This is a genomic window from Neisseria dumasiana (genome assembly GCF_022870885.1).
In the GTDB taxonomy this organism is placed as follows: domain Bacteria; phylum Pseudomonadota; class Gammaproteobacteria; order Burkholderiales; family Neisseriaceae; genus Neisseria; species Neisseria dumasiana.
In genome coordinates, this window is sequence record NZ_CP091509.1 from 811105 (window position 1) to 827623 (window position 16519).

Sequence of the window (16519 nt, forward strand, 5' to 3'; positions counted from 1 at the left end):
AAAGAGAACGATTGTTGTAAGCCGCTAAAGCGGCATAACTTGTACTGTTTACGGCTTGCCGCATTGTATTAAAAATGTGTTAGTTGGTTATAACACAGTGTGGCCGGTACGTTGAGGCCGTCTGAATAATGATATTCAGACGGCCTCTTTATTTATTTCAGTATGTTTTTAATCACGCCCATCACGCTGCGCGAAATGGCGCGCGTTACCTGCTTGTTGATCTGATCACCCACGCTGTCGGCCAAATTATAAGCCGCGCCTTGATTGGTTTTTTTGCGGCCGCCGAACAAACCGCCTAAAAAGCCGTCGACAATGCCGTCTTTTTGCGGCTGCGCTGCCGCTGTTTTTTCCGCTTTGGCTTGTTCCTTTGCCGCCGCTTCGGCCTGCTTGGCTTCCGCCTGCTGCTGTTCCCGTTCGGCCAGCGCTTCGTAAGCGGAATAGTTATCTACCATGTCTTTATAGTGGCGGTAGAGAATATCTTTTTGGAACTTCCCGTCGCGTTCGGCTGCGGCCAACGGGGTCAGGTTGGATTGCGGCGGCAACACCAATGCACGCTCCACCGGCATCGGCATGCCTTTTTCATCTAAAAACGATACCAGCGCCTCGCCTACGCCGAGTTCGGCAATCGCTTCCACCACATTGACTTTCGGATTGGTGCGGAAGGTTTCGGCGGCGGCTTTCACAGCTTTTTGGTCGCGCGGCGTGAACGCCCGCAAAGCATGCTGCACGCGGTTGCCGAGCTGGCCTAAAATCGTGTCGGGCAGGTCGAGCGGGTTTTGGGTAACGAAATATACGCCCACGCCTTTCGAACGAATCAGACGCACCACTTGTTCGATTTGTTCCACCAGCGCGGCGGGGGCGTTGTCGAACAGCAAATGCGCTTCGTCAAAAAACATCACGAATTTCGGCTTCTCCAAATCACCCACTTCGGGCAGGGTTTCAAACAATTCGGCCAACATCCACAGCAGAAACGCGCTATACATACGCGGCGAGCGCATCAGTTTTTCGGAATTCAGGATATTGATCACGCCTTTGCTGCCTTCGGTTTGCATCCAGTCTTCCAGATTGAGCGCAGGCTCGCCGAAGAGGTTTGCCGCCCCTTCGTTTTCAAGTGTCAGCAATTGCCGCTGCACCGCGCCGACGCTGGCCGGTGATACGTTGCCGTATTGGCTGCGGTATTCGGCGGCATTGTCTGCGACGTGTTTGAGCATACCGCGCAAGTCTTTCAAATCAATCAGATGCCAACCGTTATCGTCGGCCACGCGGAAAACCAGATTGAGCAAACCTTCCTGTGTGTCGTTCAGATTCATCAAACGTGCGAGCAGCATCGGCCCCATTTCGGAAATGGTTACGCGCACAGGAATGCCGGTTTCGCCGAACACATCCCAAAAGCGCACGGGAAAGCCTTGCAGCCAGCCGCTGCCCAAACCGAATTCGGCAATGCGCTCGGCCACTTTGCCGCTGTCGCTGCCTGCGTTCACGATGCCCGACAAATCGCCTTTCACGTCGGCCAGAAACACGGGAATGCCCGCTTCGCTGAAGGCTTCGGCCATGCGGCGCAGGGTAACGGTTTTGCCCGTACCGGTCGCACCGGCGATCAGGCCGTGGCGGTTAGCCATTTTGCCTTGTATTTCCAGCGTGTTGCCGTCTGAACGGGCGATGGGGAAAGTGGTCATCAGAATGTCCTTGATAGGTTGAATGAAGATGCACATATTGTCTTATGAATCGGTGCAAGGCGCAAACGGCTCTTCAGTGATGTTTGCTGTTTCGATTACTAAAATGTGTTGATTGGTTATAGCGGTTTTTCAGACGGCCTGACGGCCATTTGAAAAATGGCGGGAGTATGCAGATGAGTAAAAATCTTTTAAAGGTCGAATCTTGTAGAGAAAGCGCAGCGCGCAAAAATAGAGGCCATCTGAAATCAAGCAGATGGCCTTAAAAAAAGAATCGATGAAAAGGAATGTAAACCGGCTGAATTAACGGCCTTGCTACGAAACGAATCTTAACAAAGTTAAACAAATAGTGCAACTATTTTTTACAGTATTGTGTTGATTTTTACATTTTGGCGAAAATTTTAACGGTTTGATCGTCTCAATCACCCATTTCGGCCAGCAACTCGGCTTGATGTTCCGCTATTAAAGCGGTGGTCAGCTCTTCTAAATCGCCGTCCATAATAAAATCGAGTTTATGCAGGGTTAGGTTGATGCGGTGGTCGGTTACGCGGCCCTGCGGATAGTTGTAGGTGCGGATGCGTTCGCTGCGGTCGCCACTACCGATCAGGCTTTTACGTTCGGCCGCTTCTTTGGCTTGGGCTTCGCGTTTTTGCGCATCATTCAAACGCGCAGCCAATACTTTCATGGCTTGGGCTTTGTTGCTGTGCTGTGAACGGCCGTCTTGGCATTCCACCACCATGCCGGTAGGCAGATGGGTAATGCGTACGGCGGAGTCGGTTTTATTGATGTGCTGGCCGCCGGCGCCGGATGCGCGGAAGGTATCGATGCGCAAATCGGCAGGGTTGAGCTGGATTTCTTCCAGTTCGTCTGCTTCGGGCATCACTGCTACGGTGCAGGCCGATGTATGGATGCGCCCTTGGCTTTCGGTTGCGGGTACGCGCTGCACACGGTGTCCGCCCGATTCAAATTTCAGTTTGCTGTAAGCACCTAAGCCGACAATGCGGGCAATCACTTCTTTATAGCCGCCCAAGTCGCTTTCGTTGGCGGAAACGATTTCTACCTGCCAGCGGCTGCGTTCGGCAAAGCGGCTGTACATTCTTAGCAGGTCGCCGGCAAACAGCGCGGCTTCGTCGCCGCCGGTGCCTGCGCGTATTTCGATGAAGATGTTTTTATCGTCATCGGCATCTTTGGGCAGCAACAGCTTTTGCAATTCGGTGTCTAAAGAGTCAATCTGCGCTTTGGCGGCTTCGATTTCTTCTGCGGCAAAGTCTTTCATTTCCGGGTCGGACAGCATTTCTTCGGCATCTGCCAAATCACTCTGCGCTTGTGTGTATTGCCGGAATACTTCCACTACCGGTGTGATTTCCGCGTGCTCGCGGGTCAGCTTGCGGTAGTTGTCCATATCATCGGTTGCTTCGGGTTGGCCGAGCAGGTGGGTTACTTCTTCCAAACGGTCGGCCAGTTGTTGAAGTTTGTCCAAAATTGATGGTTTCATGATATTTATCCGATAGAGGCCGTCTGAAAATAGTAAATATACAAACCTAAGAACAGCGGCTTGCGTTAGGGTCTGTCGACAATTTGCCTAATGGCGGTATTTTTGCTCAAAAAACCGCTTCATCAGCCAAATGCCAACAGACCCTAGGGCTGGAATTTTTCAGACGGCCTTCATGCTAAAGGTTTAGGCAAGGGCTCGGTTTGGCTGGCTATATAGAGTAGAGGAAATACGGAGAGATTATTTCTGCATTGCCCGGTTTGCTGAAACATAACCAACCATACTCATCACAGCCCAGCCGTTTTTCTAAATCGTTGCCGTTTGATAATGCGATTTACCGATAAATAAAAAAGCCAGCTAACTTGTAGCTGACTTTGTTTATTGTTGGTCGGAGTGAAAGGATTCGAACCTTCGACCCCTTGCACCCCATGCAAGTGCGCTACCAGACTGCGCCACACTCCGACTCGAAAAGAGAACGTGATTATAAAGTCACATTACTCAACTGGCAAGTGTTTTTTCAATTTCGCCCAGCATTTTTTGCAGTTCATCCCGCATTTCATCGGCTTGAATGGCAGGGTTGCCTTCTGCATCCAGTGCGTTATGGGTAAAAGTATCTACAAAAGGGGCAAACGTGTCTTTGAGCTTGATCAGCTTTAATACGTCGGAACGGGTATAGTTATTGCCGCCGTAGCCTACTACCACGCCTTTTTCATGCTGCCATTGGGAAAATTGTGCAGGGCTGATTTGCACCAGTTCGCACATTTCGTTCAGGCTGAAATAGCGTTTGGCCGGAATAACAGGAACGGTATCAACGTTGTTTGTCATAGTAGTGCTCCACCATGCCTTTGAGTTTTTGGCTTGCATGGAAAGTAACGACTCTGCGGGCGGTAATCGGCACTTCTTCGCCGGTTTTGGGGTTGCGGCCGGGGCGTTGCGGTTTGTCGCGCAGCTGGAAGTTGCCGAATCCGGAAATTTTAATTTCTTCGCCACGGGCTAAAGTGGCGCGGATTTCTTCAAAAAAGAGTTCGACGATTTCTTTGGCATCGTTTTTGGTTACGCTGCTTACTTTTTCTACCAAAATATCTGCCAATTCGGCTTTCGTTAATGTCATATTATTACCTTCGTTTTTCAATAGGTGGGGATTATTACTAATTTTTTTTTAGAATTCAAGTGAATAAGGTTTTTTTTAGCCGCGAAGTTGCGCCCCCGCACTTTCAGCCGCTTTGATTAACTCTGCTATAAGAGGCTCTACGGCTTCGTCTGTAAGCGTGGCTTCCATATCTTGCAGCATGATTTTCACGGCCATACTCTTCATGTTGTCGGGCAGGCCGGTGCCTCGGTATACGTCGAACAGGGCGATTTCCTGAATCAGCGGGCTGCGGACGCTGCTTAACGCGGCATGCAGTTCGGCATAGCCGGTGCTTTCCGGTAACACGAAGGCCAAATCGCGGCGGGACGGTTGGAATTTGGAAACGGGCCGGTAAACGGTTTTTTCCTGTTCCAATACGGCAGCCATATCTACTTCGAAAACCAGCGGAGCTTGGGGCAGATCGTATTTTTGCAGCCATTGCGGGTGCAGTTCGCCGATGAAACCGACCGTTTTTCCGTTGATTTTAATTTCTGCGGTGCGGCCGGGGTGCAGGGCAGGGTGTTCTGCTTTGACGAACTCGGCATGTTTGCCTGCCAGCAGTTCTTCTACGTCGCCTTTAATGTCGTAAAAATCGACAGGGCGGCTTTTTTCGCCCCACTGCTCGGGCAGGGCAGAGCCGTACACCAAGCCGCCGATGCGTTCGTTTTGAATGAAACGGCCGTCTGAATCTTTGCGGAAAACGCGGGCGATTTCAAACACGCGCACGCGGTTTTGTTTGCGGTTGAGGTTGTTTTGCAGGATTTCTACCAGCCCGCCGATAAGTGTTGAGCGCATCACGCTGTATTGTGCGGCCAACGGATTTTGCAGGCGGATAGGATGCTCGTTGGCGGCAAAATCCCGTTCCCATTGCTCGTTAACGAAAGCATAGCTGACCACTTCCTGATAACCCCGTGCAGCCATTTGACGGTAAGCGGCAAAGCGCGGACGTTGGGTTTCGGGCAGCGCCATCATTTTCAGACGGCCTGAAGTGTAATCGTCGGGAATGTTTTCGTAGCCGTAAACGCGGGCGATTTCTTCAATCAAATCGGCTTCGATTTCGATGTCGTAGCGGAAACTGGGCGATGTAGCTTGCAGGCCGTCTGAAACTTTTTGCGGTTGCAGGCCGAGGGCAGACAAAATGCTTTCGATGCGCGCTTCATCTACGGCTACGCCCAGCAGTTTTTCGACTCTCTCGGTACGGACGGATACGGTTTTGCGTTCGGGCAGTTTGCCGACGGCTTCTACGATTTCGCCCGCTTGACCGCCGCAAATCTGCAAAATGAGTTCGCTGGCGCGTTCGATGGCATCTCGTTGCAATTCGAAATCCACGCCGCGCTCGAAGCGGAAAGATGAATCGGAACCGAAACCGTATTGGCGCGATTTGCCGGCAATGATTTCAGGGGCGAACCAAGCCGATTCGATCACGATATTGCGGGTGCCGTCTGAAATTGCGCTCGCTTCGCCGCCCATCAAACCGGCCATGCTCAACGCGCCTTTTTCGTCGGCAACCACTAAGGTGTTGTCGGATAGGGTAACGGTTTTTTCATTCAGGCAAGCCAGCGTTTCACCTTCGTTGGCACGGCGCACGATGATGCTGCCCGAAAGTTTGTCGGCATCAAAAACGTGCATGGGTTGGCCGATTTCCAACATCACATAGTTACCGATGTCCACCAGCGCGGAAATGCTGCGGATGCCGCTGCGCGCCAAACGGTTTTTCATCCATTCGGGCGTGGCGGCTTGAGCATCGACGTTTTCGATCACGCGGCTCAAAAAGCGACCGCAATCTTCGGGGGCATCGATGCGCACAGGTTGGGTTTTGCTGCTGCCGATCGCAGCCGTCTGAATGGCAGGCTGATTGAACGCGCAGCCCGTTAATGCTGCGGTTTCGCGCGCCAAACCTTTGATGCTTAGACAATCGGTGCGGTTCGGCGTGATTTTCAGCGTAAATACGGTGTCGTCCAAGTCCAGATAATTGCGGAGATTTTCGCCGACGGGTGCATTGTCGGGCAGGATATACAGGCCGTCGATGCCGTCATCGGGCAATCCCAGTTCATTGGTAGAACATAGCATGCCGTTTGAAACTTGCCCGCGCATTTTGGTCGGCTTGATCTTGAAATTGCCGGGCAGCACCGCGCCGGGCAGGGCGCAGGGCACTTTGATGCCCGCTTTCACATTCGGCGCACCGCAAACAATCTGAATCAGCTCTCCCGTGCCTGCATCTACCCGGGTAATATTCAGGCGGTCGGCATCGGGGTGCTTTTCTACCGATTTCACTTCGGCAACCACCACATTGGAAAATGCAGGAGCGGCGGTTTCGGCTTCTTCCACTTCAAGGCCGGACATGGTTAATAAATGACCGAATTCATCGGCTGAAAGACGGGTGTCGGCTTGGGTTTTGAGCCACGAATAAGAAAATTGCATGATTTGATCTCAATTATGTTATTTCAATTCACTTTTTAGCCAAGATATAAGTTCTGACATTATTGTTGAACCTATGAAAAACATTAATGACCAAATGCTAATATTAGTACCATCAAATTTTGCCCCTTTGTCAAGCCCTATTAATGAATTTGTATTAAGAGCGATTACAAACAATATACCTATACCTATAGAAATGATAGTCATTAGCCAATCACATACTGTCACTAATGACTTACGATTTGTAAAGAGGGATTTTATAAATTCCCACAAGGAAATAGAGGCAATACCACATGCAAAACCTAAATACTCTGATGGTATTTGATCTTTGAAAGAGTAACTCAAACCACTTATGACAACACATAATATAAACGTTGCACTTCCTAAGTTATTTTTGAACTCTTGATTCATTTTTTTTAAATCCTTTTGGAAAGTTATCAAATTTTCAATAACTTATTTAAATAAATTTAAGTTTGAATTTTGTCACAACACTGAAATAGTAAATAACAATATTTATATAATTTTAATTTGGTAGTGGACTTATTTATTTAAACTGTTTCAAAAAATTCAAATCATTATCAAAGAATAAACGCAAATCGTTGACGCCGTAGCGCAGCATAGCGAAGCGGTCGAGGCCGATGCCGAAAGCAAAGCCGGTGTATTTTTCCGAGTCGATGTTGACGTTGTTCAATACGTTGGGGTGCACCATGCCGCAGCCACCCACTTCCAGCCATTTGCCGTTGTCGCCCATGATGTCGATTTCGGCGGAAGGCTCGGTAAAGGGGAAAAACGACGGGCGGAAGCGTACTTGCAAGTCGTCGCGTTCGAAAAAGCGGCGGATGAAGTCGGTAAATACGGCTTTGAGATCGGCAAAGGTTACGCCTTCTTCCACCCACAAGCCTTCGGCCTGATGGAACATGGGCGAGTGGGTGGCATCGCTGTCTACGCGGTAAACGCGGCCGGGGGCGATGATACGGATGGGCGGATTTTTCTTGTCCAGCATGTAGCGGATTTGGATGGGCGAGGTGTGGGTGCGCAATACGTCGCCGTTTTCTACATAAAAGGTATCCTGCATGGCGCGGGCGGGGTGGTTTTGTGGAATGTTCAGTGCTTGGAAGTTGTGGAAATCGTCTTCGATTTCAGGGCCGTCGGCCACGTCGAAACCCATGCCGTGGAAGAGTTCGACCACGCGTTGGAGGGTAAGGGTAACGGGGTGCAGGCCGCCTGAAACTTGGCCGCGGCCGGGCAGGGTAACGTCTAATGCTTCGGCGGCAAGACGGGCTTGCAGCTGGGCGGCGTTGAGGGCATCGCGTTTTTCGTTATAGGCCGTCTGAAAGCGGTTTTTGCATTCGTTGATATGGGCGCCGACGGTTTTGCGCTCTTCGGGAGGCATTTGTCCGAGCTGTTTCAAAAGGGCGTTCAGTTCGCCGGTTTTGCCCATGTAGCGGGCTTTGACTAATTCTAATGCTTGAAAATCCGGGGCTTCATTAAGGGCTGCAATGCCTTCTGCAACGATTCTGTTTACATTTTCCATGATGTTTGATTCGTTTTTCTGTGGTTTGGTGCGGACGGCAAGGGTTAACAAACAAAGGCCGTCTGAAAACTGTTTCAGACAGCCTTATAAGGCGTTCCGCTTCAATTTTAAAGGGGGCTATTGTAACGCAAATTACACCTAAAAAACAGCAGGCTAAAGCAAAAAGAGAGATAGGCCGTGCCCGGTTGATAGCGAGTAGCGTTTGGGCGGGTATAGCGTATTCCTCTTCTAATATGATGAATAGTAAACATTTTTTATTTATTGCCGGAAGGTGCTTGGTTAGAAAAAGCACGCCGGCTGTTTTTTATGGCCGGCAAAAGTATTTTCAGACGGCCCGGTTGGGATAGGTTGTTGTAAATATCCCAAGATGTTGAAAATTCCAATTAAATATTTGCATGATTTTGTCATTAGTGATACCTTTTGTTTTAATTTGTAAATAATAAATAAAGTTACTTTTACAAATTGGTTTTTGAATATCGATTAATAAAATTAATATAAAAAACATATTGTTGTTTTGTTGGTTGGTTGAAGGTTGTGCTTGTTAAATGTGTATTTGAATGATGAATTAAGAATATTGATTGCTATTCAAGCTAAATATTGGTTAAAAAATTAATAAATGTTATTAATTGTTAATAAATGTTTTTTTTGAGTTTGCCTTTCAGTAATTTTTAATATATCTGATTGTTTTATAAATAAAAAATAAATATTCATATTACGGAGATTTTTAAGATGTCTAATCAGATCGTTGTTTCTGTGGGCAGGTTGGTTGGCGGACGCTTTGTGGATGCGGAAGGTGTTGTGCAATACAACGCGCACAGAGGGTCGGGTAAGCCTTTGTATATTCGGGCAGAAGCGCATGCCGTTTATCGGTTGGCAGATGAAGATACCGGCTTGGTGCCTGAAAATATCGAATTGGTGCAGGTGGGTAATCATTTGCATATCCGCGCGAAAGATTCTGCAGCAGCACAGCCGGATATTGTGATTGAAGACTACTATGTATATGCCAAACCTGAGAACGGCAGCCGGGTGTTTGCTTTCGATGCAAAGGGCAATGCGCATTATTATGAAGTAGAAGTGCCCGAAACGGCTTTGTTGGCGCAAGAAGTTACGGTTGGCCGTTCGTCGTCGGGCGGGGTAAACAAATTGGCGGTTGCTTTGGGCGGTTTGGCCGGAGCGGGTTTGATTGGTGCGTTGGCGGGAGGTGGCGGAGGCGGCAAGTCTTCGAATGAAGCTGCCGCACCTTCTGCGCCTGCTAAGGTTAACCGTAAAGAAGAAGCACCGCTTGGCAAGATGCCGTCTGAAGAGAAAAACAGTGGCGGGGCACAACTGTTTATCGCCACAAACGATGCGGAACCGACCGTTGTCGATGTGGCGCCGCCTGCAGATAAACAGGAGGAAAACAAAGAGATAGAGCAAGCAAGGCCGTCTGAAAAGGTGGCGCAGGCCGATACGGTAGAAGTTTCGGAAGTAGCGGCGGAAGTAGCTCCTGCCGAAGATGCGCCTTCGGTTGCAGATCAAGAGAAAACCAAAGAGGTAGAGCAGGACAAGCCGTCTGAAAAGGTGGCGCAGGCCGATACGGTAGAAGTTTCGGAAGAGGCGGCGGAAGTGGCTCCTACTGAAGATGCGCCTTCGGTTATAGATCAAAACACAGCCGAAAATCAGGAACCGGAAAAAACTGCCGAGGTTGAAAATGCGGCGGTTGTGAAGCCTGTTGATCAGGCCGAGCCTACATCGCCGGATTCATTGGAAAAAGTAGGCAATAACGACAGCGAAGTAATGGAAGTGCGCTTCGGTAAAGACGGGCATTTCTATATTTACCAGCATGAAAAGTACGGCCGTTATATCGATGCGGCAGAGTTCGGTACCGATGCAACCGGTAAAACCGACAGCTTGGCTGCGATTAATAATGCGCTCGCAGCCGCCCATCAAGAAAAAGTAGCCGTGCGCTTGAGCGGCAAACTGTATATTTCCGACCAAATTGTTTTTAATAAGGCAAATTCGGGTGTTACCGGTATTTTTGGCGACGGCATGGGCAAAACCGTTGTGTCTTTCGATAAAGCGCAAAAAGGGGTGTTCAATCCGAACAGCAACGAAGACGATGTGCGCGATTTTGCCGGTATTTTGGTGGACGGGCAAAGCAATAAAACCATTGCCGATTTGTCGGTGAAATACACCCACCCTGATTTTTACCGCAAAGGCCAAAGCTATTTCGGCAAGGTAAACGGTATTTTGGTTAACGATGCCGATAACACGCTGATCAGCAAAGTAGAAGTATCCGGCGCAAACCGTGCGGGCGTGTTTTTCACATCAACGCAGGCTTTGCAGAAAGACCCCGAAAGTGCGAAAGGCAGAACCTATAAAGCCAGATTGATTTGGAAAGAAGTAGACGAACACTACGACAATCTGCCTTTAGGCGAAAACAACCGCATTGTCGACAGTTATCTGCATCACAACCGTGTAGCCGGCGCCTTGGTTGCGTATCAAAAAGATTTTGTGGCCAGCGGCAACAAACTGGCGTGGAACGGACACGAAGCCGACGGCGGCACGGGTTACGGTATTGCAAGCATGGCCGGCAGTTACAACTACGGCATTACATATACGAACAACACGACAGACCACAACTACCGCAAAGGTTTGGATGTTCATGACGGCGACGACGTTGTAATTGCAAACAACACCTTAATCGGCGACAGGCTGTATGGTATTTCGGTTTATAACCGCCAATTTACAATGGATACCGTAAAGATTGCCGATAACACCATTATTCAAGATCCTACATTCCGTTTGGCGGTAAGCGACAATCCTCGATACACTTATCACGGCTATTCCGGCATCCAAGTGCAGACCAATACGCAGTTTAAAGATTTAAACAGCAGTGCTACGGGTAAATTTGAAATTCACGGTAATACCATCAAAAATTTGGAAATGTATAAAAATGCCCAGCATACTTACGGTATCGAATTCCGCAATCACGAACAGAAGATGCACTATCAATTGGATATCAGCAATAACGTGATTCAAGGCGAATCGACCAAATACATGATTGCCGTAATCAACAATACCCGCGACCGTGTAACGGGCGATAAAGGTTCGGGTGCGGGCGACATCAATATCACAGGCAATAAAATGAGCATCGGCGTGATCCCGTCGGGAACCGTGCCCGTGTTTATCAACGAAGAAAGCAATAACGGTAAGCTGCGCGGAAAAGTAACCTTCGAAGGTAATGATTTGACCATACGCAAGCAGTCCGACGGCAGCATCGAAGGCATTCAGATGATAGGCAATGCCCAAAGCTATCATGTGAACAACAACAACTTTGAAATTCACGGCAACATGAACAAGCCTTTGATCAGCGTGTTAGGACGTGCAGGCAGCGAAACGCCGGATTTGCATGCTTACGGCAACGATATTACCACCGACCTCAAAGGCCAACTTTACCGCAGCTGGATCGAGCGCAGCAAAGTTGATGTGTTTGCCGATGACAATACCCACAATAATAAAGCGCTGGCTAAAATAGAGCATATTACTGCGCCGGCAGCTGGGGCTGTTCATGATGATGGCAATACGGCCAATCTATGGGACATCGGCACGGACAGCATTTCGGGAATTCCCGTTGACCGCCAAACAAGCTCTGCACAATCGGAGCGTTCCGAATCGGTGGTGCTGAAAACGGGAGAGCAAAACGAGATATTCTTGGCCGAACCGCAGGATACAGCCAAGTTGGATAACCTGCTTGCTGTAACCGAATTGAATCTTTCCGGTTTGTTGGGAAGAGAGAATACGACGGCATTTGCCGAAAATGTGATCGTGCCGGAATATAGCGTGCTCAATGTTCAGGCAGGGCAATGGCAGGATGAATCGGCAGCGGCCTACGTTGTTTAACAGCAGTTTGTTTGCGGATGATTAGGTATTGTTTACACTTTTCGTTTTGGCATACAAGCACCGTTTGCAGATTTTTGAGATTTATCTGACAGGCGGGAAGCCTTTGCCGAATGTTATGCTGCAAAGCACAAAAATCATTTTTCAGTAAAAACAAAAGCCTTTGGCTTTGAAAAGTGTAAACACCCTAAGCCTGCCGACAATCTAATTGCATTGAAAATCAAAAAAGAAACAAAAATGGAATATATAATTTGTATGTCTGTGTTAAAATGATTTTCGAAATGTAAAGACAGATTTTCTAAAGCATGTCGTTATCGGGCGTTGCAGCCAAAATCGTTGCAACGCCCGATGGCGATATGCCTTAAATTATCTTGGTTAAATTAACGTTCAATAAAAGGCCGGAAGCCTTTGCAAAATCCCGAATACCGATGCAGTTCAATGCGCAGCAGCACAACGAGTGCCGGCCTATCATACGATAGGCTGAGCAAGTGGGTAGCGCATAATGCAGAAATGCGCCGCAGACGGGAGCGCAAAAGGTCTCAGCCGATCAATCATCTGCTTAATATATATCATGAAATACGCATTGCTTTTCCTTTCAATAAGCGGGTTGTTTTCCCAAGCGTTTGCCAATCCTGCTCCCGCGCCCGCCGATGAACTTCCGCTGCCTAATCCGGAGATGAAATTAAATCTTCATCCCGCGGAACCTTCTCTACTTCAACAGACGGGGAAGCCGGAGGTAGAGGCTCCTCCTAAGCAGGAAAAAGTGCTCGAGGTAGATGAAAAAACGCTGCTGGAAAATCCGGAATTATTGTCCCGAGCCATGTATTCTGCCGTAATGGCTCAAAACATCGAAGGTATCAAGGTATTGCTGCCGATTTACCGTAAATGGCCGAAACATGACCAGGAAATGGCTTTGTTCGGTCAGGCTTTGGTTTATCAATACAGCGGTAAAGCGGGGGAAGCGGTTAAGCTTTACCGTATTTTGATTTCCACCCAGCCTGATTCATCAATAATCCGCTTGCAGTTGGCACAAGCTTTGTTTGAGAACCAGCAAAATGAAGCGGCGGCAGACCAATTCGACAGGCTTAAGACCGAAGAATTGCCCGAGCCTGTGCTTCAGCGGGTAGAGGCATACCGAAAAGCATTGCGCCAGCGTGATTCGTGGCAGATTTACGGCGGCTTCAATATTACCCGTGAGCAAAATATCAATCAGGCTCCGAAGCAGCAGCAGTTGGGCAGGCATTTATCTCAACAAGAGTGCGAAAGCCGCCGGAAAAACAATCCGCAAAGCAGCTGTTTCGACGGTTGGACGTTTGACAAGCCGATTAATGCGACGGGTTTTAACTACCAGTTTGGTGCGGAGAAAAAATGGTCGCTGAAAAAGGGGCTGTATGCCAAAGCCGGAGTGGACTTGGCTGGGAAGGCTTACCGTTCTTATTCACGTTATAACGACGACACGGCGCGTGTTTCGGCCGGTTTGGGTTACGCAGACCAACGCAATGATATCGGGCTGACTCCTTTTCACGAGCGGCGTATTTACGGTAAGCACGCTTACAGTTATTCCAGCGGTGCGCGTATCCACTGGAACCGTTGGCAAACGCATAATTTGCAAAGCCTCACTGCAATAGAAGCCTCGCGTCTCAATAACCAGAAGCGCAAACGTTCCGATATCAACAGCCGTTTTGCCAGCGGTTCTTTGATGTATCAACGCAGTGCGAGACAATATTGGCTGGGCGGCGCAGACCTTTATCAAGAACGCAACCGCGACGACCGTTCGGATGATTTTAACCGCTATGGTTTGCGTGCCGTTTGGGGTCAGGAATGGGGGGGCGGTTTGTCCACCCGTTGGCAGGTCGGAGTGGCCAAACGCTTTTATAAAACGCCGAGCTTTTTCAGTGCAGGGGCAAAACGTCGGGATAAGGAGTTGAATACATCGGTTTCAATTTGGCACCGCGCGGTTCATTATGAAGGTTTGACTCCCCGTTTGACATTTAGCCACCAACGCACATCCAGCAATGATCCTTATCACAGTAACGATAGAAACCGCATGTTTATCGAGCTGGGCAAAACCTTTTAACCAAGCAAAGGCGTTAAATTGAATGGTGTGAATTGAATGAGGCCGTCTGAATAAAATTGTTTCAGACGGCCTCGATTTGTTTGCCTGAAAAATATATAGCCAATCAACTAATTTTTATACACGGCAGCAAGCCGAGACAGTGCAGGTAGTATGAAACCGATTCTGTGGCCGCTTTAGCAGCTTGCACGATCGTTCTCTATAAGCAAGCGGTTTGATCATAGCGTTTCAACAGAGTGATCAAGCCATTTTTTTTACGCTTTTAAACGGTTGCGTTACCCCTCTTGAGCGGATGCCATGTCGAGCAGTTCGGCGGCATGGCTGCGGGTGGTTTCGGTAATGGTTTCTCCGCCGAGCATACGGGCCACTTCCTGAATGCGTCCGGCTTGATCAAGCACACTGATTTCGCTGGTGGTTTTCCCATCTTGGCTGTGTTTGTGCACCTGCCAGTGGTTTTCTCCGCATGCGGCGACTTGAGGAAGATGGGTAACGGCCAACACTTGGTGTTTTTTACCTAATGAACGCAAAGCCTTACCCACAGTTTCGGCAACACCGCCGCCGATGCCGGTATCGACTTCATCAAATATCAAAGTCGGCACTTGGGTGTATTGGCTGGTAACCACTTGGATAGATAAGCTGATGCGGGCAAGTTCGCCGCCGGATGCAACTTTGTTCAGCGGTCTGAGCGGGCTGCCTGCATTGGCGGCAACTTGGTATTGAATTTGTTCCAAACCGTGCGCGGTAGGGGAGACGGGCAATAATTCGATATGGAATTGGGCACCTTTCATGGCCAATTGCTGCATGTGGGCAGTGGTTTCGCTGCTGAGTTTGGCGGCGGCCTGATGGCGCATGGCCGAAAGGGTTTGTGCAGCTTCCATATATTCGGCTTCGGTATGTGCTACGGCAGATTCAAGTGCGGCAATATCGGTTGCGGCCTGCAGGGTTTGCAGACGGTTGCTTAATTCTTCGAGTTTTGCGGGCAGCTCTTCGGGTTCGACACGGTATTTTCGCGCCGTTGACATCAGTTCACCCATGCGGCGTTCTTGTTCGGCCAATTCTTCGGGGTTGATTTCGACCCGGTTGGCAACATCACGCATATTGGCGCTGATTTCACTGAGTTCCGCTTCGATGCTGGCCAGCATATTCAGGCTTTCGGCAAAGCGCGGTTCGATTTGTTGCAGAGAATCCAACATTTTCTGGCATTGGTACAGTTGACGCTGCATGCCGTTGTCGCCGTTGATGTAGTCGGCCGTCTGTTCGGCAGCCTGCAATAATTCGGCAGCATGGGATAAGCTGCTGTGGCTTTGATTAAGGTGTTCCCACTCGCCCGGTTTGAGGTCGAGACGGTTGAGTTCGTTAAATTGCCATTCCAGCCGTTCGCGCTCGATGGCCATATTCTCAGCTTGATTTTGTGCTTCGCTAAGTGCTTTTTGCGCGTTATGCCAGTTTTGGTAACACTGTTTCACTGTTTCAGCCTGCTTTTGGGCGCCGGCAAAGGCATCGAGCAACTGGCGTTGAGCCGGTTCCTGATTGAGCGAGTGGTGGGCGTTTTGGCCGTGGATGTCGATAAGCTGCCCGCCGATGGCTTTGAGTTGGGCGAGGGTGGCGGTTTGGTTGTTGATGAAACTGCGGCTTTTGCCTTTGGCGTCGATAATGCGGCGGATGCTGAGTTCGTCGTCGCCCTCTTCAATCAGCCCTTGTTCGTAAAGGTTCTGTTTCAGCCGGTGCAGGCCGCCGATATCGAATAGGGCGGAAAGCTGCGCTTCTTTGGCTCCGGTGCGGACTTGGCTGTAATCGGCTTTGTCGCCCAAGAGCAGGCCGATGGCATCAAGCGTAATCGATTTGCCTGCGCCGGTTTCGCCGGTTAGCACGGTAAAGCCGTTTTGAAAGTTGAGATTCAGTTTTTCTACGATGACAAAATCGCGTAATGAAAGTGCCAAAAGCATCGGATTTCCTTCGGTTGAGAGGCCGTCTGAAAATGAGTTGGTTTAGAAAATCTGATTATAACTAAGATTTATCGTAGTTTGAATAAGTTTTTGTTGATGGTAATCGAATCTGATTGATTTTATGGCATTTTGTAATCGTCTGAAACAGTTTGATTGCCTGTTTTGCAGGATTTCGGAAGAGAAAGCAAGAATAATTTTTTACCAACGGAAAGAATGGCTTTCATCAAAATAAGAAATAAGCGCAGGCTGGAAAAAGGGTAGGGAGCAGGGGCGGGTTATGAACGTGTTTTGTTAACAATATCTGATTTTTTCATTCGCGGGTGCAGTAAATTCAGTTACAATAGCTCCGATTTTTTGCTTGATTTTTCCCAACA

At 49.0% G+C, this 16519-nt stretch carries 10 protein-coding genes and 1 tRNA gene; 2 read left to right on the forward strand and 9 right to left on the reverse strand.

Annotation, left to right across the window (positions count from 1 at the left end; all coding sequences use genetic code 11):
- Positions 1-152: 152 nt before the first annotated feature.
- The 8 genes from LVJ88_RS03705 to pheS form a co-directional block, all read right to left on the reverse strand.
- Complete coding sequence (locus LVJ88_RS03705; protein ID WP_085418636.1) at positions 153-1676, reverse strand: helicase HerA-like domain-containing protein; 1524 nt, start codon at positions 1674-1676, stop codon at positions 153-155.
- 415 nt (positions 1677-2091) lie between these two features.
- Positions 2092-3168, reverse strand: a complete 1077-nt coding sequence (gene prfA, locus LVJ88_RS03710; RefSeq protein ID WP_085356270.1) for a peptide chain release factor 1 — start codon at positions 3166-3168, stop codon at positions 2092-2094.
- 382 nt (positions 3169-3550) lie between these two features.
- Positions 3551-3627 (reverse strand) — tRNA-Pro (locus tag LVJ88_RS03715).
- Positions 3628-3663: 36 nt separating this feature from the next.
- Positions 3664-3990: a hypothetical protein gene (locus tag LVJ88_RS03720; RefSeq protein ID WP_085418635.1), complete on the reverse strand. Its 327-nt coding sequence runs from the start codon at positions 3988-3990 to the stop codon at positions 3664-3666.
- Positions 3974-4276 carry an integration host factor subunit alpha gene (locus LVJ88_RS03725; protein WP_054598949.1) on the reverse strand — a complete coding sequence of 101 codons (303 nt, stop codon included), beginning with the start codon at positions 4274-4276 and terminating at the stop codon, positions 3974-3976. Before LVJ88_RS03725 ends, LVJ88_RS03720 begins: the two co-directional genes overlap by 17 nt.
- Before the next feature lie 75 nt (positions 4277-4351).
- The gene (gene pheT / locus LVJ88_RS03730; protein WP_085418634.1) at positions 4352-6715 is read right to left on the reverse strand and encodes a phenylalanine--tRNA ligase subunit beta; all 2364 of its coding nucleotides are present in this window, start codon (positions 6713-6715) and stop codon (positions 4352-4354) included.
- 18 nt (positions 6716-6733) lie between these two features.
- Entirely contained in the window at positions 6734-7123 is a 390-nt protein-coding gene (locus LVJ88_RS03735; RefSeq protein WP_085418633.1) for a hypothetical protein, read from the reverse strand.
- Positions 7124-7256: 133 nt separating this feature from the next.
- Complete coding sequence (gene pheS, locus LVJ88_RS03740; RefSeq protein WP_085418627.1) at positions 7257-8246, reverse strand: phenylalanine--tRNA ligase subunit alpha; 990 nt, start codon at positions 8244-8246, stop codon at positions 7257-7259.
- A 729-nt stretch (positions 8247-8975) separates the two neighbouring features.
- Here pheS and LVJ88_RS03745 point away from each other — a divergent pair.
- Both LVJ88_RS03745 and LVJ88_RS03755 read left to right on the forward strand, forming a co-directional pair.
- Positions 8976-12128, forward strand: a complete 3153-nt coding sequence (locus tag LVJ88_RS03745) for a right-handed parallel beta-helix repeat-containing protein (RefSeq protein WP_233127605.1) — start codon at positions 8976-8978, stop codon at positions 12126-12128.
- 568 nt (positions 12129-12696) lie between these two features.
- Positions 12697-14202, forward strand: coding sequence for a surface lipoprotein assembly modifier (locus tag LVJ88_RS03755; protein ID WP_085418612.1), 1506 nt, complete (start codon positions 12697-12699; stop codon positions 14200-14202).
- A gap of 272 nt (positions 14203-14474) precedes the next feature.
- Here LVJ88_RS03755 and recN read toward each other — a convergent pair whose 3' ends face one another.
- On the reverse strand, positions 14475-16145 hold the full coding sequence (gene recN, locus LVJ88_RS03760; RefSeq protein ID WP_085360558.1) for a DNA repair protein RecN: 1671 nt from the start codon (positions 16143-16145) through the stop codon (positions 14475-14477).
- Positions 16146-16519: the final 374 nt, after the last annotated feature.